The sequence below is a fragment of the Paracoccus sp. Arc7-R13 genome (assembly GCF_004010775.1).
GTDB classification, from domain to species: Bacteria; Pseudomonadota; Alphaproteobacteria; order Rhodobacterales; family Rhodobacteraceae; genus Paracoccus; species Paracoccus marcusii.
The window spans coordinates 1,707,350-1,729,774 of sequence record NZ_CP034810.1; the positions used below are offsets into that span (position 1 = coordinate 1,707,350).

Annotated in this window: 26 protein-coding genes; 13 read left to right on the forward strand and 13 right to left on the reverse strand. The window is 67.1% G+C overall.

Annotated features, from left to right (window positions below; all coding sequences use genetic code 11):
• Positions 1–34: 34 nt before the first annotated feature.
• Positions 35–547: a single-stranded DNA-binding protein gene (gene ssb / locus EOJ32_RS08475; protein ID WP_127898262.1), complete on the reverse strand. Its 513-nt coding sequence runs from the start codon at positions 545–547 to the stop codon at positions 35–37.
• Positions 548–720: 173 nt separating this feature from the next.
• On the opposite strand from ssb, the gene EOJ32_RS08480 reads away from it, so the two are divergent.
• A complete protein-coding gene (locus tag EOJ32_RS08480; protein WP_045999444.1) occupies positions 721–1,341 on the forward strand; it encodes a lytic transglycosylase domain-containing protein in 621 nt (206 codons plus the stop codon).
• A 3-nt stretch (positions 1,342–1,344) separates the two neighbouring features.
• On the opposite strand, the gene EOJ32_RS08485 is transcribed toward EOJ32_RS08480, so the two are convergent.
• The 12 genes from EOJ32_RS08485 to EOJ32_RS20405 form a co-directional block, all read right to left on the reverse strand.
• Positions 1,345–1,866 (reverse strand): lytic transglycosylase domain-containing protein, encoded by a 522-nt coding sequence (locus EOJ32_RS08485; RefSeq protein WP_240542383.1) that lies wholly within the window; start codon positions 1,864–1,866, stop codon positions 1,345–1,347.
• On the reverse strand, positions 1,859–3,247 hold the full coding sequence (gene lpdA / locus EOJ32_RS08490; protein WP_127898263.1) for a dihydrolipoyl dehydrogenase: 1,389 nt from the start codon (positions 3,245–3,247) through the stop codon (positions 1,859–1,861). The genes EOJ32_RS08485 and lpdA overlap by 8 nt, the downstream gene beginning before the upstream one ends.
• 62 nt (positions 3,248–3,309) lie before the next feature.
• Entirely contained in the window at positions 3,310–3,711 is a 402-nt protein-coding gene (locus tag EOJ32_RS08495) for an MAPEG family protein (protein WP_127898264.1), read from the reverse strand.
• Positions 3,711–3,965, reverse strand: a complete 255-nt coding sequence (locus tag EOJ32_RS08500; protein ID WP_127898265.1) for a hypothetical protein — start codon at positions 3,963–3,965, stop codon at positions 3,711–3,713. Before EOJ32_RS08500 ends, EOJ32_RS08495 begins: the two co-directional genes overlap by 1 nt.
• Before the next feature lie 98 nt (positions 3,966–4,063).
• Positions 4,064–5,581 carry a 2-oxoglutarate dehydrogenase complex dihydrolipoyllysine-residue succinyltransferase gene (gene odhB / locus EOJ32_RS08505; RefSeq protein ID WP_127898266.1) on the reverse strand — a complete coding sequence of 506 codons (1,518 nt, stop codon included), beginning with the start codon at positions 5,579–5,581 and terminating at the stop codon, positions 4,064–4,066.
• Positions 5,582–5,585: 4 nt separating this feature from the next.
• Positions 5,586–8,552 (reverse strand): 2-oxoglutarate dehydrogenase E1 component, encoded by a 2,967-nt coding sequence (locus tag EOJ32_RS08510; RefSeq protein ID WP_045999439.1) that lies wholly within the window; start codon positions 8,550–8,552, stop codon positions 5,586–5,588.
• Positions 8,553–8,586: 34 nt separating this feature from the next.
• Positions 8,587–8,967, reverse strand: coding sequence for a hypothetical protein (locus tag EOJ32_RS08515; RefSeq protein WP_127898267.1), 381 nt, complete (start codon positions 8,965–8,967; stop codon positions 8,587–8,589).
• 65 nt (positions 8,968–9,032) lie between these two features.
• Positions 9,033–9,917, reverse strand: a complete 885-nt coding sequence (gene sucD / locus EOJ32_RS08520) for a succinate--CoA ligase subunit alpha (RefSeq protein WP_045999684.1) — start codon at positions 9,915–9,917, stop codon at positions 9,033–9,035.
• Between the two features lie 81 nt (positions 9,918–9,998).
• Positions 9,999–11,192: an ADP-forming succinate--CoA ligase subunit beta gene (gene sucC / locus EOJ32_RS08525; protein WP_127898268.1), complete on the reverse strand. Its 1,194-nt coding sequence runs from the start codon at positions 11,190–11,192 to the stop codon at positions 9,999–10,001.
• A 185-nt stretch (positions 11,193–11,377) separates the two neighbouring features.
• Positions 11,378–12,547, reverse strand: coding sequence for a hypothetical protein (locus EOJ32_RS08530; protein WP_127898269.1), 1,170 nt, complete (start codon positions 12,545–12,547; stop codon positions 11,378–11,380).
• Positions 12,548–12,614: 67 nt separating this feature from the next.
• A complete protein-coding gene (gene mdh, locus EOJ32_RS08535) occupies positions 12,615–13,577 on the reverse strand; it encodes a malate dehydrogenase (RefSeq protein WP_045999436.1) in 963 nt (320 codons plus the stop codon).
• A gap of 96 nt (positions 13,578–13,673) precedes the next feature.
• On the reverse strand, positions 13,674–13,829 hold the full coding sequence (locus EOJ32_RS20405) for a hypothetical protein (RefSeq protein WP_240542384.1): 156 nt from the start codon (positions 13,827–13,829) through the stop codon (positions 13,674–13,676).
• Positions 13,830–13,993: 164 nt separating this feature from the next.
• On the opposite strand from EOJ32_RS20405, the gene EOJ32_RS08540 reads away from it, so the two are divergent.
• From EOJ32_RS08540 to EOJ32_RS08595, 12 genes are all read left to right on the forward strand, one after another.
• Entirely contained in the window at positions 13,994–14,485 is a 492-nt protein-coding gene (locus EOJ32_RS08540; RefSeq protein ID WP_240542385.1) for a sulfite exporter TauE/SafE family protein, read from the forward strand.
• Between the two features lie 82 nt (positions 14,486–14,567).
• Positions 14,568–15,410: a CoA ester lyase gene (locus tag EOJ32_RS08545; RefSeq protein WP_127898270.1), complete on the forward strand. Its 843-nt coding sequence runs from the start codon at positions 14,568–14,570 to the stop codon at positions 15,408–15,410.
• A gap of 42 nt (positions 15,411–15,452) precedes the next feature.
• A complete protein-coding gene (locus EOJ32_RS08550; protein ID WP_127898271.1) occupies positions 15,453–16,004 on the forward strand; it encodes an NnrU family protein in 552 nt (183 codons plus the stop codon).
• 1 nt (position 16,005) lies between these two features.
• Entirely contained in the window at positions 16,006–16,212 is a 207-nt protein-coding gene (locus EOJ32_RS08555) for a DUF1737 domain-containing protein (RefSeq protein ID WP_045999432.1), read from the forward strand.
• Positions 16,209–17,243, forward strand: a complete 1,035-nt coding sequence (locus tag EOJ32_RS08560) for a MaoC family dehydratase (RefSeq protein WP_127898272.1) — start codon at positions 16,209–16,211, stop codon at positions 17,241–17,243. Before EOJ32_RS08555 ends, EOJ32_RS08560 begins: the two co-directional genes overlap by 4 nt.
• Before the next feature lie 245 nt (positions 17,244–17,488).
• Positions 17,489–17,881 carry a succinate dehydrogenase, cytochrome b556 subunit gene (gene sdhC / locus EOJ32_RS08565; RefSeq protein WP_127898273.1) on the forward strand — a complete coding sequence of 131 codons (393 nt, stop codon included), beginning with the start codon at positions 17,489–17,491 and terminating at the stop codon, positions 17,879–17,881.
• Between the two features lie 7 nt (positions 17,882–17,888).
• A complete protein-coding gene (locus EOJ32_RS08570) occupies positions 17,889–18,278 on the forward strand; it encodes a succinate dehydrogenase, hydrophobic membrane anchor protein (RefSeq protein WP_045999429.1) in 390 nt (129 codons plus the stop codon).
• Between the two features lie 7 nt (positions 18,279–18,285).
• Entirely contained in the window at positions 18,286–20,088 is a 1,803-nt protein-coding gene (gene sdhA / locus EOJ32_RS08575; RefSeq protein ID WP_127898274.1) for a succinate dehydrogenase flavoprotein subunit, read from the forward strand.
• Positions 20,088–20,456, forward strand: coding sequence for a hypothetical protein (locus EOJ32_RS08580; RefSeq protein WP_052715122.1), 369 nt, complete (start codon positions 20,088–20,090; stop codon positions 20,454–20,456). Before sdhA ends, EOJ32_RS08580 begins: the two co-directional genes overlap by 1 nt.
• Positions 20,457–20,460: 4 nt before the next feature.
• The gene (locus tag EOJ32_RS08585) at positions 20,461–20,775 is read left to right on the forward strand and encodes a hypothetical protein (RefSeq protein WP_127898275.1); all 315 of its coding nucleotides are present in this window, start codon (positions 20,461–20,463) and stop codon (positions 20,773–20,775) included.
• The gene (locus EOJ32_RS08590) at positions 20,772–21,596 is read left to right on the forward strand and encodes a hypothetical protein (protein ID WP_127898276.1); all 825 of its coding nucleotides are present in this window, start codon (positions 20,772–20,774) and stop codon (positions 21,594–21,596) included. Before EOJ32_RS08585 ends, EOJ32_RS08590 begins: the two co-directional genes overlap by 4 nt.
• A gap of 12 nt (positions 21,597–21,608) precedes the next feature.
• On the forward strand, positions 21,609–22,388 hold the full coding sequence (locus EOJ32_RS08595) for a succinate dehydrogenase iron-sulfur subunit (protein ID WP_127898277.1): 780 nt from the start codon (positions 21,609–21,611) through the stop codon (positions 22,386–22,388).
• Positions 22,389–22,425 lie beyond the last annotated feature (37 nt).

Sequence of the window (22,425 nt, forward strand, 5' to 3'; positions counted from 1 at the left end):
GGCCGCCCCTTTCCGGTGATTCGCCCTGATCGGATCAGAACGGGATCTCGTCGTCGTAATCGGCGCGTCCGCCGCCCTGGCCGCCGCCGCCGCCGCGCGACGACGATCCGCCGCCCTGGTTATAGTCGTCGTAGCCGCCGCTGTCGCGACCACCGCCGCCCATGCCGCCACCACCCATGCCGCCGCCACCGCCGCTGGCGCCGTCCAGCATGGTCAGCGTGCCGCCGATGCCGCGCAGGACGATCTCGGTCGAGTAGCGGTCCTGGCCGGACTGGTCCTGCCACTTGCGGGTTTCCAGCTGGCCCTCGACATAGACCTTGCTGCCCTTCTTCAGATAGCGTTCGACGACGCCCACCAGGCCCTCGTTGAAGATGGCGACGGTGTGCCACTCGGTGCGCTCCTTGCGCTCTCCGGTGGTGCGGTCCTTCCAGTTCTCGGAGGTGGCGATGCGCAGGTTCGCGACCTTGCCGCCGTTCTGAAAGCTGCGGATTTCCGGGTCGCGGCCAAGATTGCCGACCAGAATGACCTTGTTGACGCTGCCTGCCATGATCAGGATCCTTGGATTATGTGCCTTTGCGTCGGGTCTAGCCCAGCCCGCCGGGTGAAGCCAAGCAGGAAGTCGCGTAGCGCCAAGGCCCGACTGGCAGCATGACCGATTTCGTGTATAGTCCGGGACAAAAGCGGCGACAGGCCGGTGCGACAAGGACGAGGGCGGAGATCATGCGGCTAGGCCATACCCTGAAGGCAACCTTCTGTGCAGCGGTGATCGGAAGCCTGGCACTGCCTGCCGACGCGCAGGGCCTGCGCCTGTCGGGCGCCTCCTCCAAGTCGCGCGCCGAACAGTTCGCGCGCCAGACCCGGCTGATGGATTCGCGCCTGTCGACCCAGTACCAGTCGTCTGCCCGGCTGCAGCCGAATGCGGGCCGCCAGGAGGTGCTGCTGGAAACGGCGCCGAACATTCCCCGCTATACGGGCCGGCGCAGCGAATACCTGCCCCATGCGCGTCAGGCGGCGCAGCGTCACGGCATTCCCGAGGACCTGTTCCTGCGGCTGGTCCAGCAGGAGTCGGGCTGGAACCCGAACGCGCGCAGCCACAAGGGTGCGATGGGGCTGGCGCAGCTGATGCCGGGAACGGCCGCAAAGCTGGGCGTGAACCCCAACGATCCGGTGCAGAACCTGAACGGCGGAGCACGCTATCTGCGGATGATGTACAACCAGTTCGGCAACTGGACGCTGGCGCTGGCCGCCTATAACGCGGGGCCAGGCGCGGTGCAGAAGCACGGCGGCATCCCGCCCTATCGCGAGACGCGGAACTATGTCCGCATCATCGCGGGCGGCTGATCCTCAGCCGCTGAGGCCGGTCCGCTTCAGCAGGCCCTTGCGCTTGGCCTCGTAGTAATAGCCGCGCGAATACCACATGACGGCACGGTCGGGGTCGCCCTCGGCCACCATCCAGGCGCCGCGCAGGTACTTCACGCCATAGCGCAGGTTCGTGTCGGCATCCAGCAGACCACGATCCGGCCCGCGATAGCCCATCGTGCGCGCCGTCTGCGGCGCAATCTGCATCAGCCCGTGATACGGGCCGTTCCGCATGTCGGGACGGTGGCTGGATTCGCGCAGGATCACCCGTTGGACCAGCGAACTGGGCACGTCATAATGGCGTGCCCAGAAGTTGATGCGCTGGCGCAGATAGGGCGTCTCGTTTGGGTAGAGGCCCGACCCGCCGATCCGCCCGTTGCTGCCTGACCGGACCCCGCCACTGCCGCACGCGGCCAGCGCCAGGATCGAGATCAGCAGCCCGCGCCGACCCAGATGGGCCGCAGGCCGCGGGGGCAGGGCCCCCGCCACCATACGCGCGTCAGGCATGAATGGCGCCGCCGCCGCAGGCCAGCGCCGCCTCGCGCACGGCTTCCGACACGGTCGGATGCGCATGGCAGGTCAGGGCCAGATCCTCGGCCGAGGCGCCGAACTCCATCGCCACGCAGACCTCGTGGATCAGGTCACCCGCCGACGGGCCGATGATGTGGCAGCCCAGGATGCGGTCGGTCTCGGCATCGGCGATCAGCTTGACGAAACCTTCGCCCAGGAACTGCGCCTTGGCGCGGGCATTGCCCATGAAGGGGAACTTGCCGATCTTGACCTTGCGCCCGCCTTCCTTGGCCTGCTCCTCGGTCAGGCCGACATTGGCGACCTCGGGGGTGGTGTAGATCACGCCGGGGATGACGCCATAGTTCACATGGCCATGCTTGCCCGCGATGACCTCGGCCACCGCCATGCCCTCGTCCTCGGCCTTGTGGGCCAGCATCGGGCCGGGTACCGCGTCGCCGATGGCATAGACGCCCTTGATGCTGGTCGCCCAGTGGTCGTCGACCTTGACGAAGCCGCGATCGGTCATGGTCACGCCAAGCGCGTCGAGGCCCAGGCCATCCACATGCGGGCGGCGGCCCGTGGCGACCAGGACCACGTCGGCGGTCAGGCTGTGGGTGCTGTCATCCTTCTTCAGCGCATAGGTAACGGTGGCCTGGCCGTCCTTGGCCTCGGCCGACTGCACGGCGGCGCCCATGACGAAGGACAGGCCCTGCTTTGACAGCATCTTCTGGAACTGCTTCTGCACCTCGCCGTCCATGCCGGGGGTGATGACGTCCAGGTATTCGACCACCGTCACCTCGGCGCCGAGGCGCGCATAGACCGAACCCAATTCCAGACCGATGACGCCTGCGCCGATCACGACCATGGATTTGGGGATCTTGGGCAGGGCCAGCGCGCCGGTGGAATCGACGATCACGCCCGCGTCGTTGTCGACCGTCACGCCCTTCAGCGCGGCGGGGGACGATCCGGTGGCGATGACGATGTTCTTCGTCTCGTGGACGGTGTCGCCGACCTTGACCTTTCCGGCTTCGGGGATCGAGGCCCAGCCCTTGATCCAGTCGATCTTGTTCTTCTTGAACAGGAATTCGATGCCCTTGGTGTTCCCTTGGACCGTGTCGGCCTTGTAGGACTGCATCTTGGTCCAGTCGACGTCGACATGGGCGTTCATCAGGCCCATCTTGGCAAAGTTCTCATGCGCCTCGTGCAGCATGTGGCTGGCATGCAGCAGGGCCTTGGATGGGATGCAGCCGACGTTCAGGCAGGTTCCGCCAAGAGCCTCGCGGCCCTCGACCACGCCGACCTTCAGGCCCAGCTGCGCCGCGCGGATGGCGCAGACATAGCCGCCGGGGCCGGCGCCGATCACGATGAGATCATACATGGCAGTTCCTTTTGTCAGACCGCGGCCGGGGGCTTCGCGCCCCCGGGCCCCGCGGGGTATTTTTACAAAGAAGAAATCAGGGCAATGAGGATCATCAGCACCGTCGCCGCAAAGCCGACGATCCAGATGATCGAGCGGCCCGGCACCCAGCCCCGCACATAGGCGGGAATATAGAGGATGCGCGCGGCCACATAGGTCCAGGCGCAGATCGCGGTCAGCGTGCCGGATGCGTCGCCAAGCGTGACCACGACCACCGCCAGGGTGAACATGATCAGGCCTTCGAAATGGTTGTTGAAGGCACGTTGCAGGCGACCGGCCGTCCCGGTCAGCTCGACCTTGCCGCGGTCGCGCGGGCTCATGGCGGCGCGGCGGCCGACCTGGCGCTGCGCCATCACGGAATAGGTTGCGAACTGCGCAGTCTGGATCAGTCCGGCGACGGCCAGGGCTGCGACCTCGGGGGGCATCAGACGGTTTCCACGAAATGTGCGTCGGTGCCGGTGACGCCGGCCTGGGCCGCGAAGACCGCCGCCGCGCCGTCCAGGTAATCGCGGGCAGCCTTTGGGTTGCCGACCTGGAACAGCGCCCAGGAATGACCGTCATCCTCGCGCCACAGTTGCAGCAGCGTCAGGCCGTTGCGGCCCCGATCCTCGGCATCGGCGTCGAAGGCCGTGCGGAACGTGGCGGGGTCGGCGTGGGTGTAGCGGACGATCAGTTGCATGGGTCAGGCTCCGGTTCGTGACGGCCCAGCTTTGGTCTTGCGCCGGTGGCAGCGCAAGCCCGTCGTGCGAGAGGGGCCCCGAAGGGCCCCCGGCGGGATCAGAGATCCATCAGCAGGCGGCGCGGATCTTCCAGCGCTTCCTTGACGCGGACCAGGAAGGTCACCGCGCCCTTGCCGTCGACGATCCGGTGGTCATAGGACAGCGCCAGATACATCATCGGGCGGATGACGATCTGACCGCCGACGACCACGGGACGCTCCTGGATCTTGTGCATGCCCAGGATGCCCGACTGCGGGGGGTTCAGGATCGGCGACGACATCAGCGAGCCGTAGACGCCGCCGTTCGAGATGGTGAAGGTGCCGCCCTGCATCTCGGCCATGGACAGCTTGCCGTCGCGGCCCTTCAGGCCCAGCTCGCCGATCTCCTTCTCGATGGCGGCAAAGCCTTTCTGGTCCGCGTCGCGCACGACGGGCACGACCAGGCCCGAGGGCGTGCCCACCGCGACGCCCATGTTGACGTAGTTCTTGTAGACCACGTCGGTGCCGTCGATCTCGGCATTGACCTCGGGGACTTCCTTGAGCGCGTGGCAGCAGGCCTTTACGAAGAAGGACATGAAGCCCAGCTTGACCTTGTGCTTCTTCTCGAAGGCGTCCTTGTACTCGTTGCGCAGGCCCATGATCGCGGACATGTCGACCTCGTTATAGGTCGTCAGCATCGCGGCGGTGTTCTGCGCGTCCTTCAGGCGGCGGGCGATCGTCTGGCGCAGGCGGGTCATCTTGACCCGCTCCTCGCGCGCGGCATCCTCGGCCGGGCGGGGGGCGGCGGGGGCCTTCGCGGCGGGCGCAGGGGCCGCTTTGGCCTTGGCCACGTCCTCCTTCATCACGCGTCCGTCGCGGCCCGAACCCTGGACCTGGTCGCGGCTGACGCCCTTTTCGGCCATGGCCTTCTTGGCCGAGGGTGCATCCTCGACGTCGCGCGGCTTGGTCTCCTCGGGGCCGGCATTCGGCAGGACGGTCTCCTGCGCATCCGAGGCCTTGGGCGCGGTGGTGCCGGCGGCACCCTCGGTGATGATCGCCAGGCGCGCCTTGGCATCGACGGTCGCGCCTTCCTCGGCCAGGATCTCGGCCAGGACGCCCGCGGCGGGGGCCGGGACCTCGACCGAGACCTTGTCGGTCTCCAGCTCGCACAGCATCTCATCGGCCTCGACGCGGTCGCCCGGCTTCTTGAACCAGGTGGCGACGGTCGCCTCGGTCACGCTTTCGCCCAGGGACGGGACCATCACGTCCACGGAATTGCCGCTCATTGTCTTCTGTTCCTCGGTCTTTTCGGCCGGTGCTTCGGCCTTGGCAGGTTTCGGGGCGGGGGCGGCGGCTTCGCCACCCTCGCTGATCTGGGCCAGCAGCGCGTCGGGCCCGACCGTCTCGCCCTCTGCGGCGACGATCTCGGCCAGGGTGCCGGCGGCGGGGCTGGGCACCTCGACGGTGACCTTGTCGGTCTCCAGCTCGCACAGCATCTCGTCGACCTCGACGCGGTCTCCGGGCTTCTTGAACCAGGTGGCGATCGTGGCCTCGGTGACGGATTCGCCCAGGGCGGGTACGCGGACTTCGGTGGTCATCGGATCATCCTTCAAGGTTCAGGGCGTTGGCGACCAGCGCCTCTTGTTCGGCCTTGTGGCGCGATGCCAGGCCCGTGGCGACCGAGGCCGCGGCGTTCCGGCCCGCATAGCGCGCGCGGGTGTGCTTGGCGCCAAGCCGCTCCAGCACCCATTCCAGATAGGGCTCGACGAAGCTCCAGCCGCCCTGGTTCTTGGGCTCCTCCTGGCACCAGACGACCTCGGCCTGCTTGAAGCGGCCCAGTTCCTTGACCATCGACTGTGCCGGGAACGGATAGAACTGCTCCAGGCGCAGCAGATAGGTGTCGGTGATGCCGGCCTCGTCGCGCGCCTTCAGCAGGTCGTAATAGACCTTGCCCGAACACACGACGACGCGCTTGATCTGGTCATCGGCCACCAGCTTGGTGTCCGAACGACCGCGCTGCGCGTCATCCCACAGCACGCGGTGGAAGGTCGAACCCGACTGGAACTCCTCGGCGCGGCTGATGGCCAGCGGGTGGCGCAGCAGCGATTTCGGCGTCATCAGCACCAGCGGCTTGCGGAAGCCGCGGTGGATCTGCCGGCGCAGGATGTGGAAGTAGTTCGCGGGCGTGGTGCAGTTCGCGACGATCCAGTTGTCCTCGGCACATTGCTGCAGGAACCGCTCCAGGCGGGCCGAGCTGTGCTCGGGGCCCTGGCCCTCGAAGCCGTGCGGCAGCAGCATCACCAGGCCGGACATGCGCAGCCATTTTTTCTCGCCCGAGGAGATGAACTGGTCGAACATGATCTGCGCGCCGTTGGCGAAGTCGCCGAACTGTGCCTCCCACAGGGTCAGCGTGTTGGGTTCGGCCAGCGAATAGCCATATTCGAAACCCAGCACCGCGTATTCCGACAGCATGCTGTCGATGACCTCATAGCGGGCCTGACCCTCGGCGATGTTGTTCAGCGGATAGTAACGGTCCTCGGACTTCTGGTCGATGAAGGCCGAATGCCGCTGGCTGAACGTGCCGCGGGTGCTGTCCTGACCGGACAGGCGCACGCCATGTCCCTCGGTCACCAGCGAACCGAAGGCCAGCGCCTCGGCCGTGGCCCAGTCAAAGCCTTCGCCCGTCTCGAACATCTGCTTCTTGGCTTCCAGCAGGCGGCCCACGGTCTTGTGCAGGGTCAGACCATCCGGCGCGTTGGTCAGCGCACGGCCGACCTGGGTCATCACCTCGGGGGTGATGCCGGTCTCGCCTGCGATATAGTCCGTGCCCTCGCGGTTCAGGCCCGACCACTTGCCGTCCAGCCAGTCGGCCTTGTTCGGCTTGTAGTTCTTGCCGATCTCGAACTCTTCGTTCAGGTGCGCCTGGAAGGCGGCCTTCATGTCCTCGATCTCGCCCTCGGGGATCAGCCCGTCGGCGACCAGGCGTTCGGTGTACAGCTGCAGCGTGGTCTTCTGCGCCTTGATCTTGGTGTACATCGCCGGGTTCGTGAACATCGGCTCGTCGCCTTCGTTGTGACCGAAGCGGCGATAGCAGATGATGTCCAGAACCACGTCCTTGCGGAACTTCTGGCGGAACTCGATGGCCACGCGGGCGGCATGGACCACGGCCTCGGGGTCGTCACCGTTCACGTGGAAGATGGGCGCCTCGACCATCAGCGCAATGTCGGTCGGATAGGGCGAGGTGCGGCTAAACGCCGGCGCGGTGGTAAAGCCGATCTGGTTGTTCACCACGATGTGGATGCAGCCGCCCGTGCGGTGACCCCGGATGCCCGACAGCTGCAGGCATTCGGCCACGACGCCCTGGCCCGCAAAGGCCGCGTCGCCGTGCAGCAGGATCGGCAGGACCGAGCTGCGGTCCGTCAGGTCACCCAGTTGGTCGCCCTTGGCGCGCGCCTTGCCCAGCACGACCGGGTTCACGGCCTCCAGGTGGCTGGGGTTGGCGGTCAGCGACAGGTGGACATTGTTGCCGTCGAATTCACGGTCGGCGCTGGCGCCCAGGTGGTATTTCACGTCGCCCGAACCGTCCACGTCCTCGGGCTTGAAGCTGCCGCCCTGGAACTCGTGGAAGATCGCGCGATAGGGTTTCGACAGCACGTTGGCCAGGACCGACAGGCGGCCGCGGTGCGGCATGCCGAACACGATCTCCTTCACGCCAAGCGCGCCGCCGCGCTTGATGATCTGCTCCATCGCGGGGATCAGCGCCTCGCCGCCGTCCAGGCCGAAGCGCTTGGTGCCCATGTACTTGACGTGCAGGAACTTCTCAAAGCCCTCGGCTTCGACCAGCTTGTTCAGGATGGCGCGACGGCCTTCGCGGGTGAAGGCGATCTCCTTGCCGTAACCCTCGATCCGCTCCTTCAGCCAGGCGGCTTCCTCGGGGTTCGAGATGTGCATGTACTGCAGCGCGAACGTGCCGCAATAGGTACGGGTCATCAGGTCGGTGATCTGGCGGATCGACGCGATCTCCAGGCCCAGGACGTTGTCGATGAAGATCGGACGGTCCATGTCGCCGGGACCAAAGCCATAGGTTGAGGGCTTCAGCTCGCCATGATCGGGCACTTCGCGCAGGCCCAGGGGGTCCAGCTGCGCGTGCAGGTGTCCGCGGATGCGGAAGGCGCGGATCAGCATCAGCGCGCGGATGCTGTCCAGCACGGCCTGACGCATCTGGTCGGTCGACAGCTTCAGGCCCTTTTCCTCGGCCTTGGCGGCGATCTTCTTGATCGCGGCGTCGGCGTCGCCCTTGGACGCGGAGGGCCATTCGCCGGTCAGGGCGCTGGTGGTGTCATCCTGGGGGACCGGCGGCCAGTCGGCGCGCTTCCAGCTTGCACCCTCGGATTCGCGGACGGCCACGTCCTGATCGTCGCCAAGCGAGCGGAAGAAGCTGTCCCAGGCTTCGTCCACCGCGCCTGCGTCCTTGGCCCACTGGCCGTACAACTGTTCCACATAGGCCGCGTTATGGCCCTGCAGGAACGAGGAATCGTGGAAATCGGTGTTCTTTGGCTGGTCGGTCATGGCTGGTCCCCGTTCAGGGCAAATATGGGTTGGATCAGGCGCAGTAGATGTCGAAGATGCGGGCGCCGGGATCGGCGGTCGGGTCAAGCCGGGGCTGCTGCTGGATCCGCAGCGGGGCCCGACGTTCAAGGCCGCACAGCGCGACGGCGGTGCGGCTTTCGGCATTCGGCGGGGCATAGGCGGGGCGATAGATCACCCGCCACCCGAAATCCCGCCGAGAGACAGTGCGCACCGATTCCGGCGGCAGGCCGCTGGCCTGGTGCAGGTTGGTGCGCGCCGGGATGCCGCCGGGCAGGATGTCGTTGGTCATCCTGTCCCCGCAGCCCGCAAGGCCCAGCAGCGCCACAAGCGACAGCCACCGGCCCGCGCGGGGCGCGGATGCGGTCATGTCGTGTTGGCCTGCCTGCTGGTCCACGGTCTTTCCCTTTGCGTCAATCCGCCCCCCAACAGGTGGGTACCGGGGGGCGGACTGTCAAATCATCAACCCTTGATCGCCTTCAGCACGGCCTCGCCCAGGCCCGCGGGGCTGTCGGCGACGATGATGCCGGCCTTCTTCATGGCCTCGATCTTGGATTCCGCGTCGCCCTTGCCGCCCGACACGATCGCGCCGGCATGGCCCATGCGACGGCCCGGAGGGGCGGTGCGGCCCGCGATGAAGCCCGCGGTGGGCTTCCACTTGCCCTTGCGCTTCTGCTCGGCCAGGAACTCGGCGGCTTCTTCCTCGGCCGATCCGCCGATCTCGCCGATCATGATGATCGACTCGGTCTCGGGATCGTCCAGGAACATCTGCAGCACGTCGATATGCTCCATGCCCTTGATCGGGTCGCCGCCGATGCCGACCGCGCTGGACTGGCCCAGGCCCACGTCCGAGGTCTGCTTGACCGCCTCATAGGTCAGGGTGCCCGAACGCGACACGACGCCGACCGACCCGCGGCGGAAGATGCTGCCCGGCATGATGCCGATCTTGCATTCGTCGGGGGTCATGATGCCGGGGCAGTTCGGCCCGATCAGGCGCGACTGCGACCCGGCCAGCGCGCGCTTGACGCGCATCATGTCCAGCACCGGGATGCCTTCGGTGATGCAGACGATCAGCGGGATCTGCGCGTCGATGGCTTCCAGGATCGAATCCGCCGCGAACGGGGGCGGGACATAGATCACGGACGCATTGGCGCCGGTCTTGGCCACGGCCTCGTGGACCGAGTTGAAGACGGGCATGCCCAGGTGATCCGTGCCGCCCTTGCCCGGCGTCACGCCACCGACCATCTGCGTGCCATAGGCGATCGCCTGTTCGGTGTGGAAGGTGCCCTGGGATCCGGTGATCCCCTGGCAGATGACTTTGGTATTCTTGTCGACGAGAACGGCCATCATGGCCTCCTTGCGTAAGCGGCGCCAGACGCACCGCGATGTTCCAGAGGAGGGCGCGCGTGACCCGCGCGCCCGGATGGATCAGCCTTTGACCGCTTTCACGATCTTCTCGGCGCCGTCCTTGAGGTCGTCGGCGGCGATCACGTTCAGGCCGCTGTTGGCAATGATCTCCTTGCCCAGCTCGACGTTGGTGCCTTCCAGGCGGACGACCAGCGGGACCTGCAGACCGACTTCCTTCACGGCGGCGATGATGCCCTCCGCGATGATGTCGCAGCGCATGATGCCGCCGAAGATGTTGACCAGGATGCCTTTGACGTTCGGGTCGCTGGTGATGATCTTGAACGCCTCGGTGACCTTCTCGGTCGTGGCGCCGCCGCCGACGTCCAGGAAGTTGGCGGGCTCGGCGCCGAACAGCTTGATGATGTCCATCGTGGCCATCGCCAGGCCTGCGCCGTTCACCATGCAGCCGATCTCGCCGTCCAGCGCGATGTAGTTCAGGTCGAACTTGGAGGCGGCCAGCTCCTTGCTGTCCTCCTCGGTCTCGTCGCGCAGCGCCATGATGTCGGGCTGGCGATAGAGTGCGTTGTTGTCAAAGCCCATCTTGGCGTCCAGACACTTGATCTGGCCTTCGGGCGTGACGATCAGCGGGTTGATCTCCAGCATCTCCATGTCCTTCTCGATGAACATGCGATACAGGTTCTTGACCAGGGCCACGCACTGCTTGACCTGCTGGCCTTCCAGGCCCAGGGCAAAGGCCACGCGGCGGCCGTGGAAATCCGACAGGCCCGACGCCGGATCGACGCTGAAGCTGACGATCTTCTCGGGGGTGTGCTCGGCCACTTCCTCGATGTCCATGCCGCCCTCGGTCGAAGCGACGAAGCTGACGCGCGAGGTCTGACGGTCCACCAGCAGGGCCAGGTACAGCTCGCGCGCGATGTCGCTGCCGTCCTCGATATAGATGCGGTTGACCTGCTTGCCGGCCGGTCCGGTCTGGTGCGTGACCAGGGTGCGGCCCAGCATCTGGCGGGTCAGTTCCTCGGCTTCCTCGACCGACTTTGCCAGGCGGACGCCGCCCTTCTCACCGGCCGCAGCCTCGGTGAAATGGCCCTTGCCACGGCCACCGGCGTGGATCTGCGCCTTGACGACCCACAGCGGACCGTCCATCTCGCTGGCGCAGGTCTTGGCCTCGTCGGCCTTCATCACGATGCGGCCTTCGCTGACGGGCGCGCCGTATTGACGCAGCAGCGCCTTGGCCTGGTATTCGTGGATGTTCATCTCGACCCCCTCATTCGGTTCGACAGATTTGGGGCCTTGTGCCACGCATGAAGGGCACACAGAAACGAATTCCCCGTAAAATGCCGAAAACCGGCGGGAAGCCGCCGAATGTGATCACAGCCAGATTTGCCGTGATCACAAACATCCGCGCCGATAGCGCAAGCAGGTTGATTCGCGCGCCGCGGTCAGTTCAGCAGCAGCATGTAAAGCCCCGCCCGGCCCTGAAAGCCGTTCAGGAACCGGTCCCAGTTGTCGCGCCCGACGGTCAGGCCGGGGCGGGCATAGGGCAGGGCGGCGGTGCCCTGGACCCAGTCCGCCACATCGACCGGGCGCGGATCGTCCAGCCACATCGCCAGGTCGACCCCATGTCCGGGGGCAAAGCGCCAGAAGGGGATCAGCATCCGGCCGGTCAGTGCCTGGTCGACCTCGTCCAGGATCGCCAGCCACATCGACCCCGTCTCCGGCGGCAGGGCAAAGCCAAGCGCCGCCTGCTGGGCATCGTTGGGAATCCATTCGCGGTCGTCGTCGGTCTCCTGCGCGACCTCGGTCCAGAAGACGCGGTTGGCGGCGACCATCGCCCGCAGATGATCCCCCGCGGCGCGGGTCAGCGCAGGGTCGGGCTGGCGGCGCAGCGTCTGGATCACCACCGCCATCCTGTCCACCATCGGGCCGAAGGCGCGGGCCTGCATGTCGAAATTGGGTGCGCGGGCCATCTGGCCGGGCGGTTGGGCAAACTGTTCGGCCAGCGCCGCATCCAGCGCGATCCGCTGCGCCAGCGCGGGTTCGGGATCGAAGGCCAGGATCAGCGTCGCCACCCCGTCGATCAGATGAGTATAGGCACGCAGCCAATGGATGTCGGCGGCGTCGAACCGCACCACAGCCGGGCCTTCGGGCAGGGGCAGGCCCGACAGCGCCGCCAGATCCTCGGTCGGACCGCGCGTGCCGTCGCCGTCGACGTCCAGCCACAGGTCGCGCAGGTCCAGGGTCAGCGTCGCGGGGCCGTCGGGCAGGGCGTCGCGGGTGTCCCGCATGGCCTGCGACAGGTCGCGCATCATCGCGGTGACGAAATCGGCCGTCATCGGCTGCGGATCGGGGTTCGGCGGCAGCGTCGCCCCCAGCAGCGACAGGGGCACCAGCGGGTCCGTCGCGCCGATCCGGTGGCGGGCCTGGAACGCGGCCTCGACCCCGCCCAGGAACCGTGTCGCGGCGATGGCCAGGTCGCGGTCGGCCGAGGGCGCCTGCGCCAGCAGCTGCGTCCGTGCCCCCGCCAGGCCCCGCTCCGCGATCAGGGCCGACGTCTCCTGCGCCAGGGCGGGCGCGGCAAGCAGCGACAGGACGGCAAGAAGACAGCGCATGGCACACCTGAAACGGGAAACGGCGCGCCGATCATGGCGCGCCGTTCCGGGATTTCGCAAGCGAAGATCAGGCCAGCGAGGAATCGATGCCCTTGCAGGCCTCGACCAGACCCTTCACGGCCTCGATCGACTTGTCCATCATCGCCTGTTCGTCGCGGTCCAGCTTGATGTCGATGATCTTTTCCACGCCGCCGGCGCCGATCACGGTCGGCACGCCGACATACATGCCCTTCAGGCCATAGGCACCGTCCACATGCGCCGCGCAGGGCAGGACGCGCTTCTGGTCCTTCAGGTACGCCTCGGCCATCTCGATGGCGCTGGTCGCGGGGGCATAGAACGCGCTGCCGGTCTTCAGCAGGCCCACGATCTCGGCGCCGCCGTCGCGGGTGCGCTGGACGATGCCGTCCAGTTTCTCCTGCGTGGTCCAGCCCATCTTGACCAGGTCGGGCAGCGGGATGCCCGCCACGGTGGAGTATCGGGTCAGCGGCACCATCGTGTCGCCATGGCCGCCCAGCACGAAGGCCGTCACGTCACGCATCGACACGTTGAACTCCAGCGACAGGAAGTGCCGGAAGCGCGCCGAATCCAGCACGCCGGCCATGCCGCAGACCTTGTTGTGGGGCAGGCCGCTGAACTCGCGCAGCGCCCAGACCATCGCGTCCAGCGGGTTGGTGATGCAGATCACGAAGGCGTCGGGGGCGTGCTTGGCGATGCCCTCGCCCACGGATTTCATGACCTTGAGGTTGATGCCCAAGAGGTCGTCGCGGCTCATGCCCGGCTTGCGCGGAACGCCCGCGGTCACGATGCAGACGTCGGCGCCGGCGATGTCGGCGTAATCGTTGGCGCCCTTCATGCGGGCGTCGAATCCCTCGGACGGGCCCGATTGCGCGATGTCCAGCGCCTTGCCCTGCGGCGTGCCTTCCGAGATGTCGAACAGGACGACGTCGCCCAGTTCCTTCATCGCGGCCAGATGCGCCAGCGTGCCGCCGATCTGCCCCGCACCGATCAGTGCGATTTTGGGTCGGGCCATGGTTAACCTCCGATTGGGTGGTGAAAAGGTGCGGCAGGGGTAAGCGGTCGCGCAAGGAATCGCAAGACGGTCCCACGGCCGGGTGGCATGGTTGTGCTAACACTTGTCTTCATCCCCGCCACGGGCCACAGATTGCACGTCGTGCAGGGAGAGGCCCATGCTGGAATTGTCGGGCGCGGGCTGGGCGCTGGCCGTGATCGCGGCGATCGCCGTGGGCCTGTCCAAGGGCGGGCTGGCGATGGTGGGCATCATCAGCGTGCCCCTGATGTCGCTGGTGATGTCGCCGGTGCAGGCGGCGGGGCTGCTGCTGCCGATCTACGTGGTGTCCGACGTGGGCGGGCTGATCGCGTTCCGCCGCAACCTGGACCGGCGCGTGCTGCTGCTGGCGCTGCCCCGGGGCGATGGGGGGGATCGCGGTGGGCTGGGCCACGGCCAGCATCGTGCCGGTGCGGGGCGTCACGCTGATCGTGGGGGTCATCGGGTTGGGATTCGCGCTGAACGCGCTGATCCGACCGGCACTGGACGCCGTGCCCCGGCCCGCGCGGGGCAGGGCGGCCACCATCTGGGGCGGGCTTGCGGGTTACACCAGCTTCGTCAGCCATGCGGGCGCGCCGCTGTGGCAGGTCTATGCCCAGCCCCTGCGTCTGTCGCCGCTGATCTATGCAGGCACGACGACCTGGTTCTTTGCCATCGGCAACTGGGTCAAGCTGATCCCCTATGCCGCCTTGGGCCAACTGTCGCCGGCGAACCTGGCCACGGCGGCGGTGCTGATGCCGGTGTCGCTGGCGGCGGTCTGGGTGGGGCTGCGGCTGGTGCGGATCATTCCACCCGCGCTGTTCTATCGGCTGATCACCTGGGGTCTGCTGGCGGTGTCGCTGCGGCTGATCTGGCAGGGGCTGGCGGGCTGATCGCCGCAGTGCGGCATTTTTCGCTTGCCATATATGGCGCAACGCGGCACCAAGGCGCAACATTGTTGCCCGGAGGTTTCTCATGGCTCGTCCCTACCGCTCGGTTCTGTACATCCCCGCCGCCAATGCCCGTGCGATGGAAAAGGCCCGTGGCCTTGCCGCCGACGCGATCATCTTTGACCTCGAGGATGCTGTGGCCCCCGATGCCAAGGCCGCCGCGCGCGACGCGCTGGCCCAGGCCCTGACCCAGGATTACGGCCCCCGTGCGCGGATCGTGCGCATCAATGCGCTGTCCACGGCATGGGGCGCGGACGATGCCAGCGCCTGCGCCGGGCTGGACATCGATGCGGTGCTGATCCCCAAGGTGGACGGCCCGGACGATCTGGACCGCGTGGCCGCGCTGATCCCCGACACGCCGCTCTGGGCGATGATGGAGACACCCCTGGGCATGCTGAACGCCGCCGGCATCGCGGCGCATCCGCGGCTGGCGGGGATGGTGATGGGCACGAACGACCTGGCCAAGGATCTGGGCAGCCGCTTCCGCGCCGACCGCCTGCCGATGATGGCCGGGCTGGGGCTGTGCCTGCTGGCGGCCAAGGCGCATGGGGTGGTGATCGTCGACGGCGTCTTCAACGCCTTCAAGGACGAAGACGGCCTGCGCGCGGAATGCGAACAGGGCCGCGACATGGGGTTCGACGGCAAGACCCTGATCCACCCCGCCCAACTGGACATCGCCAACGCCGCCTTCGCGCCCACCGAGGAGGAGGTCGCCCTGGCCCGCCGCCAGATCGAGGCGTTTGATGCGGCCACCGCGCAGGGGCAGGGTGTCGCCGTCGTCGATGGCCGCATCGTCGAGAACCTGCACGTCGCCACCGCGCGCCAGACGCTGGACCGTGCGCAGGCGATTGCGGCCATGGCGCAATAAGGGCAGTCTGCGCGCCACAAGCTCCAGCAAGAGGAAAGCCAGATGCTGATCCTGATCCTAGGCGTGGCCCTGTGGTGGGCGGCGCATCTCTACAAGCGGGTGGCCCCCGCCAGCCGCGCCTCGATGGGCGAGCGGGGCAAAGGCATGGTCACGGGCCTGTTGGTCCTGTCGATCATCCTGATGGTCATCGGCTATCAGGGCGCGACGGGCGCGTTCTTCTGGGGGCCGAACCCGGCGCTGGTGGGAATCAACAACCTGCTGGTCCTGGTCGCCCTCTATCTGTTCGCGGCCAGCGGCATGAAGACCCGCGTGACCGCGATGACCCGCCACCCGATGCTGTGGGGCTTTGCCCTGTGGGCGGGCGCGCATCTGCTGGTGAACGGCGACACGCCGTCCTTCATCCTGTTCGGCGGCCTCTTGGCCTGGTCCTTCGTCGAGATGGTGGCGATCAACCGCGCCAGCCCCTGGGTCCGCCCGACCGGACCCTTCCCCGCCCGCAAGGAGGCGATGGCCGCCGTCGGCGCCGTCATCGTCATGATCGTGATCGGCCTGATCCACGGCTGGATCGGCCCCTGGCCCTTCGGAGGAGCCTGACATGCCCCTGATCTATCGCTGCATCACCGACGACGACACGTCCAAGTTCTGCCACCGCGTCAGCGAGGCCCTGTCCAAGGGCTGGTCGCTGCATGGCAGCCCGTCAATGGCCCATGACCCGATCAAGGGCGTGATGCGCATGGGGCAGGCCGTCACCAAGGAGATCGAGGCCGAATACCACCCCGACATGAAGCTGGGACAGCAATGACCAAGACCAATCCCGGCCGGTTCTTCGAGGATTACACCGTCGGCCAGACCATCCGCCACGCCGTGCCCCGCACCGTGGCGGAAGGCGAACGGGCGCTGTACCACGCGCTCTATCCTGCGCGGCATGCGCTGTATTCGTCGGACGAATTCGCGATCACCTGTGGTCTGGACGGCAGCCCGCTGGACGATCTGCTGGCCTTCCACACGGTCTTCGGCAAGACGGTGCCCGATGTCAGCCTGAACGCGGTGGCCAATCTGGGATACGCCCAGGGGCGCTGGCTGCGGCCGGTCTGGCCCGGCGACACGCTGCGCTCCGAGAGCGAGGTGATCGGCCTGCGGCAGAACTCCAACGGCCAGTCGGGCGTGGTCTGGGTGCGGACCCAGGGTCTGAACCAGGTGGACGAAGTCGTGCTGGACTATGTCCGGTGGGTCATGGTCCGCAAGCGCGACCCCCAGTCCCCCGCGCCCGAGGCGGTGGTTCCCGATCTGGCCGACAGCGTCGACGCGGCCGACCTGATCGTGCCGGAGGGGTTGAGCTTTGCCGAATACGACTTTGATCTGGCAGGGGAACCGCACCGATGGGGCGATTATGCCGTGGGCGAGGTCATCGATCATGTCGACGCCGTCACCATCGAGGAGGCCGAGCACATGCTGGCCACCCGCCTGTGGCAGAACACGGCCAAGGTGCATTTCGACGCCACGCATCGTCCCGACGGGCGGCGGCTGATCTATGGCGGCCATGTCATTAGCCTGGCGCGCGCGCTGTCCTTCAACGGGTTGGCCAACGCGCAGATGATCGTGGCGCTGAATGCCGGAGCGCATGCCAATCCATGCTTTGCCGGCGATACGGTGCGCGCCTGGTCCCAGGTGCTGGAGCGTGCGCCGACGGATGCGCCGGGCATCGGCGCGATCCGCCTGCGGCTGGTCGCGACGCGGAACGGCGCGCCGGCCGGCACGCTGCGCGACGATCAGGGCAAGTACCTGCCGGACGTGCTGCTGGATCTGGACTATTGGGCGCTGATGCCGGTGTGACGGCGCGTCGAGTCGCGACGTTTCGATGTCCGCCGCTAACGGCGGGAAACCTGTGATCACAGCCGCCGTGCCTGTGATCACAAAGCCCCATTTCCGCGTCATTTGCGCGCGCGGGGTGGTATCTGCGGATGACAGATGGCATCTGTAGCGTCAAGAACGGCACCAATCGCCAGCCCGCGCGGCCAGCCCGGTCCCTTCCGGGCCCCTGCGACGGGACAAGCTGAACCGACAAAGGAGGGCCGCCGATGGCCGACGTGAACCGGGGCAACCGGCCCCTTTCCCCCCATCTTCAGGTCTATCGCCTGCCGATCCCCGCGGTCACCTCGATCCTGACGCGCATCACCGGGCACGCACTGTCGGTGGGCATCCTGCTGCTGGTCTGGTGGCTGGTCGCCGCAGTCAGCAGCCCCGGCGCCTTCGCCACGGCCGATTGGGTCCTGCGGTCCTGGCTGGGCTTCCTGATCATGACAGCCTCCACCTGGGCGCTGTGGTTCCACGCGCTGTCGGGCGTGCGCCACTTGTTCTACGACAACGGCCTGGGCCTTGAGATCGACGAGGCCAAGCGCGGCTCCTGGGCCATCATCATCGGTTCGGTCGCGCTGACCGTGCTGAGCCTGATCATCTTCTTCATCGGCTGAGGGCATCATGCGTTACATCACCCCCCGCAAGGCCGCCCAGGGTCTGGGCTCTGCCCGCGCCGGCACCGCGCATCACTGGAACATCACGATGAGCAGCTATGCGCTGATCGTGCTGACGCCCTTGTTCCTGATCGCCGTGGGCGGCGCCATCGGCCTGCCCCAGGATCAGGTCGTGGCCCATTTCGGCCGACCCTTTCCCGGCATCATCACCGCGCTGTTCGTCATCGTAGGCATGATCCATTTCATTAAGGGCTCTCAGGGCGGGGCAATCGCGGACTATGTCCACGGCACCGCCCAGCAACTGACGATGGTCGCCATCGCGATCTTTGGCTGGGGCGTGATCGCCGCCGCCATCTTTGCGCTGGCCAAGATGGCCTTCACCCTTCCCGCGATCTGAGGACGACATGGCAGCTTACGAAACAATCGTTCATGACTATGACGTGGTCGTCGTCGGGGCCGGCGGCGCGGGTCTGCGCGCGACGCTCGGCATGGCCGAACAGGGGCTGCGCACGGCCTGCGTGACCAAGGTCTTTCCGACGCGCTCGCACACCGTCGCGGCCCAGGGCGGCATCGCCGCGTCGCTGTCCAACATGGGCCCCGACAGCTGGCAGTGGCACATGTACGACACCGTCAAGGGGTCGGACTGGCTGGGCGACACCGACGCCATGGAATACCTGGCGCGCGAGGCCCCCAAGGCCGTCTACGAGCTTGAGCATTACGGCGTCCCGTTCAGCCGGACCGAGGACGGGCGCATCTATCAGCGCCCCTTCGGCGGCCATACCACCGAATACGGCGAAGGCCCCCCGGTCCAGCGCACCTGCGCCGCGGCCGACCGCACCGGCCACGCCATCCTGCACACCCTGTACGGCCAGTCGCTGAAGAACAACGCGGAGTTCTTCATCGAATATTTCGCGTTGGACCTGATCATCACCGATGGCCGCTGCACCGGCGTCGTCTGCTGGAAGCTGGATGACGGCACGATGCACGTCTTCAACGCCAAGATGGTGGTGCTGGCGACCGGCGGCTATGGCCGCGCCTATTTCAGCGCGACCAGCGCCCATACCTGCACCGGCGACGGTGGCGGCATGGTCGCCCGCGCGGGCCTGCCGCTGCAGGACATGGAATTCGTGCAGTTCCACCCGACCGGCATCTACGGCTCGGGCTGCCTGATCACCGAAGGCGCGCGGGGCGAAGGCGGTTACCTGACGAACTCGGAAGGCGAGCGGTTCATGGAGCGCTATGCGCCCACTTACAAGGACCTGGCCAGCCGCGACGTCGTCAGCCGCTGCATGACGATGGAGATCCGCGAAGGTCGCGGCGTCGGTCCCGACAAGGACCACATCTTCCTGAACCTGATGCACCTGCCGCCGGAGACGCTGGACCTGCGCCTGCCCGGCATCAGTGAAAGCGCCAAGATCTTTGCCGGTGTCGATCTGACCCGTGCGCCGATCCCGGTTTTGCCGACGGTTCACTACAACATGGGTGGAATTCCCACGAACTATTGGGGCGAAGTCCTTGCGCCGACGGAAGAAAATCCCGATGCGATCTTCCCCGGCCTGATGGCCGTGGGCGAGGCTGGCTGTGCGTCGGTGCATGGTGCGAACCGTCTTGGGTCGAACAGCTTGATCGACCTGGTGGTGTTCGGCCGCGCCGCCGCGATCCGCGCCGGCGAGGTCGTGGACCGTGCCGGTGCCGTTCCCGCAACCAACAAGGCCGAGGTCGACCGCGCGCTGGACCGTTTCGACGGGCTGCGCCATGCCAAAGGCACCATGGCCACCGCGGAGCTGCGCGACCAGATGCAGCGCACGATGCAGCTGGATGCTGCCGTCTTCCGCACCGACAAGACCCTGGCCGAGGGCGTGGTCAAGATGGAGGGCATCGCGGGCAAGATGGATGACATCAAGGTCACCGATCGCGGATTGATCTGGAACACGGACCTGATGGAAACGTTGGAGCTGACCAACCTGATGCCCAACGCCCTGACAACGATCGTCGCGGCCGAGGCCCGCAAGGAGAGCCGCGGCGCCCATGCGCACGAGGATTACCCTGAGCGGGATGACGCCAACTGGCGCAAGCATTCGCTTGCCTGGGTCGATGGGAACAAGGTTAAACTGGCCTACCGCCCCGTCCACCTGGAGCCGTTGACCACGGCCGAGGAAGGCGGGATCGACCTGCAAAAGATCGCTCCGAAGAAAAGGGTTTACTGATGCGCTTCAATCTCATCGCCGCTTTCGGCATTGCCGCCGCCACCCTGGCGGGCTGCGTCGCCCCGGTCCCCATGACCGGCCCCGCCGTGCCGACCGCCCCCGGCGTCGCGCCCGCGCCGACCGTGCTGGACGCGGCGTCGCGCCAGATCGCCCGCAACGTCGTCGACAGCGAGATGCAGCGCCGCCTGCCGGGCGTCAATGTCACGCCCTATACCGACTGCGTGGTCAACAACGCCTCGACCGCCGAGCTGATCGACATCGCGCAGATGTCGCGCTCGGGCGTGACCGGCACCGCCGACAGCGTGGCCGCGATCGTGTCGCGTCCGGCGACGACGCAGTGCATCGCCGCCGCGGCGCGCACGGCGTGATCTGATGATCGCGCGGGCAATCTTCGTGGGTCTGCTGCCTGTGGTGGCGGCCTGCGGTCCGGTCCCGGTGGACCAGGCCGAACGAAGCTGCCTGCGCGACGCCGAAATGGCCGAACGCCCGCGCGGGAGTATCGCGATGGGTGTCGGCTCGGGGTCGGGGGGCACGCGTGGCTTTGGCAGCGTCGAGCTGGAGATCAGTAGCGACTACATCCGCGGCCGCGATCCGTCCGACGTCTTCAACCGCTGCGTCCAGCGCCGGTCGGGCCAGATGCCCGAGCGCGCGCTGGCCGACCAGCCCGGCTGGCGGGGGACGCCGTGAGCCGTCCGCTGTTCCTGCATGTCGGCGTCCAGAAGACCGGTACCACCAGCCTGCAACGGTTCCTGCGCCGTTCGGCCCCGGTGCTGGCGGACGCGGTCGTGATCCGCACGCCCGAGGAGGGGACGCCGATGCGTCCGCTTGGACGTGCGGCCATCGCATGCAGCCTTGCCCCCGACGATGATCACCGCGCCACGCTGGTCTCGACGTTCGAGACGGTGCTGGACGGTCTGCCGGACGACGACCGCCCGGTGATCCTGTCCCATGAGAATCTGGCCGGCGCGATGCCCGGCAACGGCGGAGAGACCCGTCTGTTCCCGGCACTGCCCGCGATGCTGGCGACGCTGGTGCAGGTCGCGGCCGATCGCGGCTTTGCCCCGCATGTGGTGGTCTATACCCGTCGGATGACGGCGTGGCTTCCGTCGGTCTGGGCGCAGGCCGTGCGCACCGACGGCTATGCCTTGACGCTGCCCGAATTCCGCGCGCAGACGTCCGAACTGCCCGGATGGGGCGACCTGCTGCGGCGGTTGGACGGCGCGCTGTCGTCTGTTCCTGTTACCCGGCTGCGTTTGGAGGACGAGGCGGACGCCGATCGTCCCGGCCGTCAGCTGCTGTCGCTGGTGGGTGTCCCTGATGCGCGTTTGGACGCATTGCCGCCGCTGGAATCCCGCGCGATGGAGCGTCTGACGCCCGGCGCCACTGAATTCCTGCGCCGCCTGAACGGGCTGGCGCTGAACCCTCATGCCCGCGACCGGGTGGCCGATCTGGTGGCCCGGTCGCAACCCCTGTTTGCGGCCCATGTGCCGTCCGAAGGCACTCTCTGAAAGGAGCTACCCATGGTCCAGTTCACCCTGCCCAAGAACAGTCAGATCCGCGTCGGCAAGACCTGGCCCAAGCCCGAGGGCGCAACCAACGTAAAGAAGTTCAAGATCTATCGGTGGGACCCCGAGACTGGCGAGAATCCGCGTCTGGACACGTATTTCGTCGATCTGGACAAGTGCGGGCCGATGATGCTGGACGCCCTGATCAAGATCAAGGCAGAGATCGACCCGACCCTGTCCTTCCGCCGGTCCTGCCGCGAGGGGATCTGCGGGTCCTGCGCGATGGTGATCGACGGCGGCAACAAGCTGGCCTGCATCTTCGGCATCGACGAGGTCAAGGGCGACGTCGCGATCTATCCGTTGCCGCACATGCCGGTGGTCAAGGACCTGGTGCCGGACCTGACGCATTTCTATGCGCAGCACGCGTCCGTGAACCCCTATCTGCAGACCAAGACGCCGACCCCCGGCAAGGAGTGGAGGCAGTCGATCGAGGACCGCAAGAAGCTGGACGGATTGTACGAGTGCATCCTGTGCGCCTCCTGTTCGACGGCCTGCCCGTCGTACTGGTGGAACGGCGATCGGTACCTGGGGCCGGCCGCGCTGCTGCACGCCTATCGCTGGATCATCGACTCGCGCGACGAGGCGACGGGCGAGCGTTTGGACGAGCTTGAGGATCCCTTCAAGCTGTATCGCTGCCACACGATCATGAACTGCACCAACACCTGCCCCAAGGGGTTGAACCCCGCCAAGGCCATCGCGTCGATCAAGCACATGATGGTGGAACGCGCGGTCTGATTGCGTCCCGCGACGGCCGGCGGGGGGCCAGCCCCCC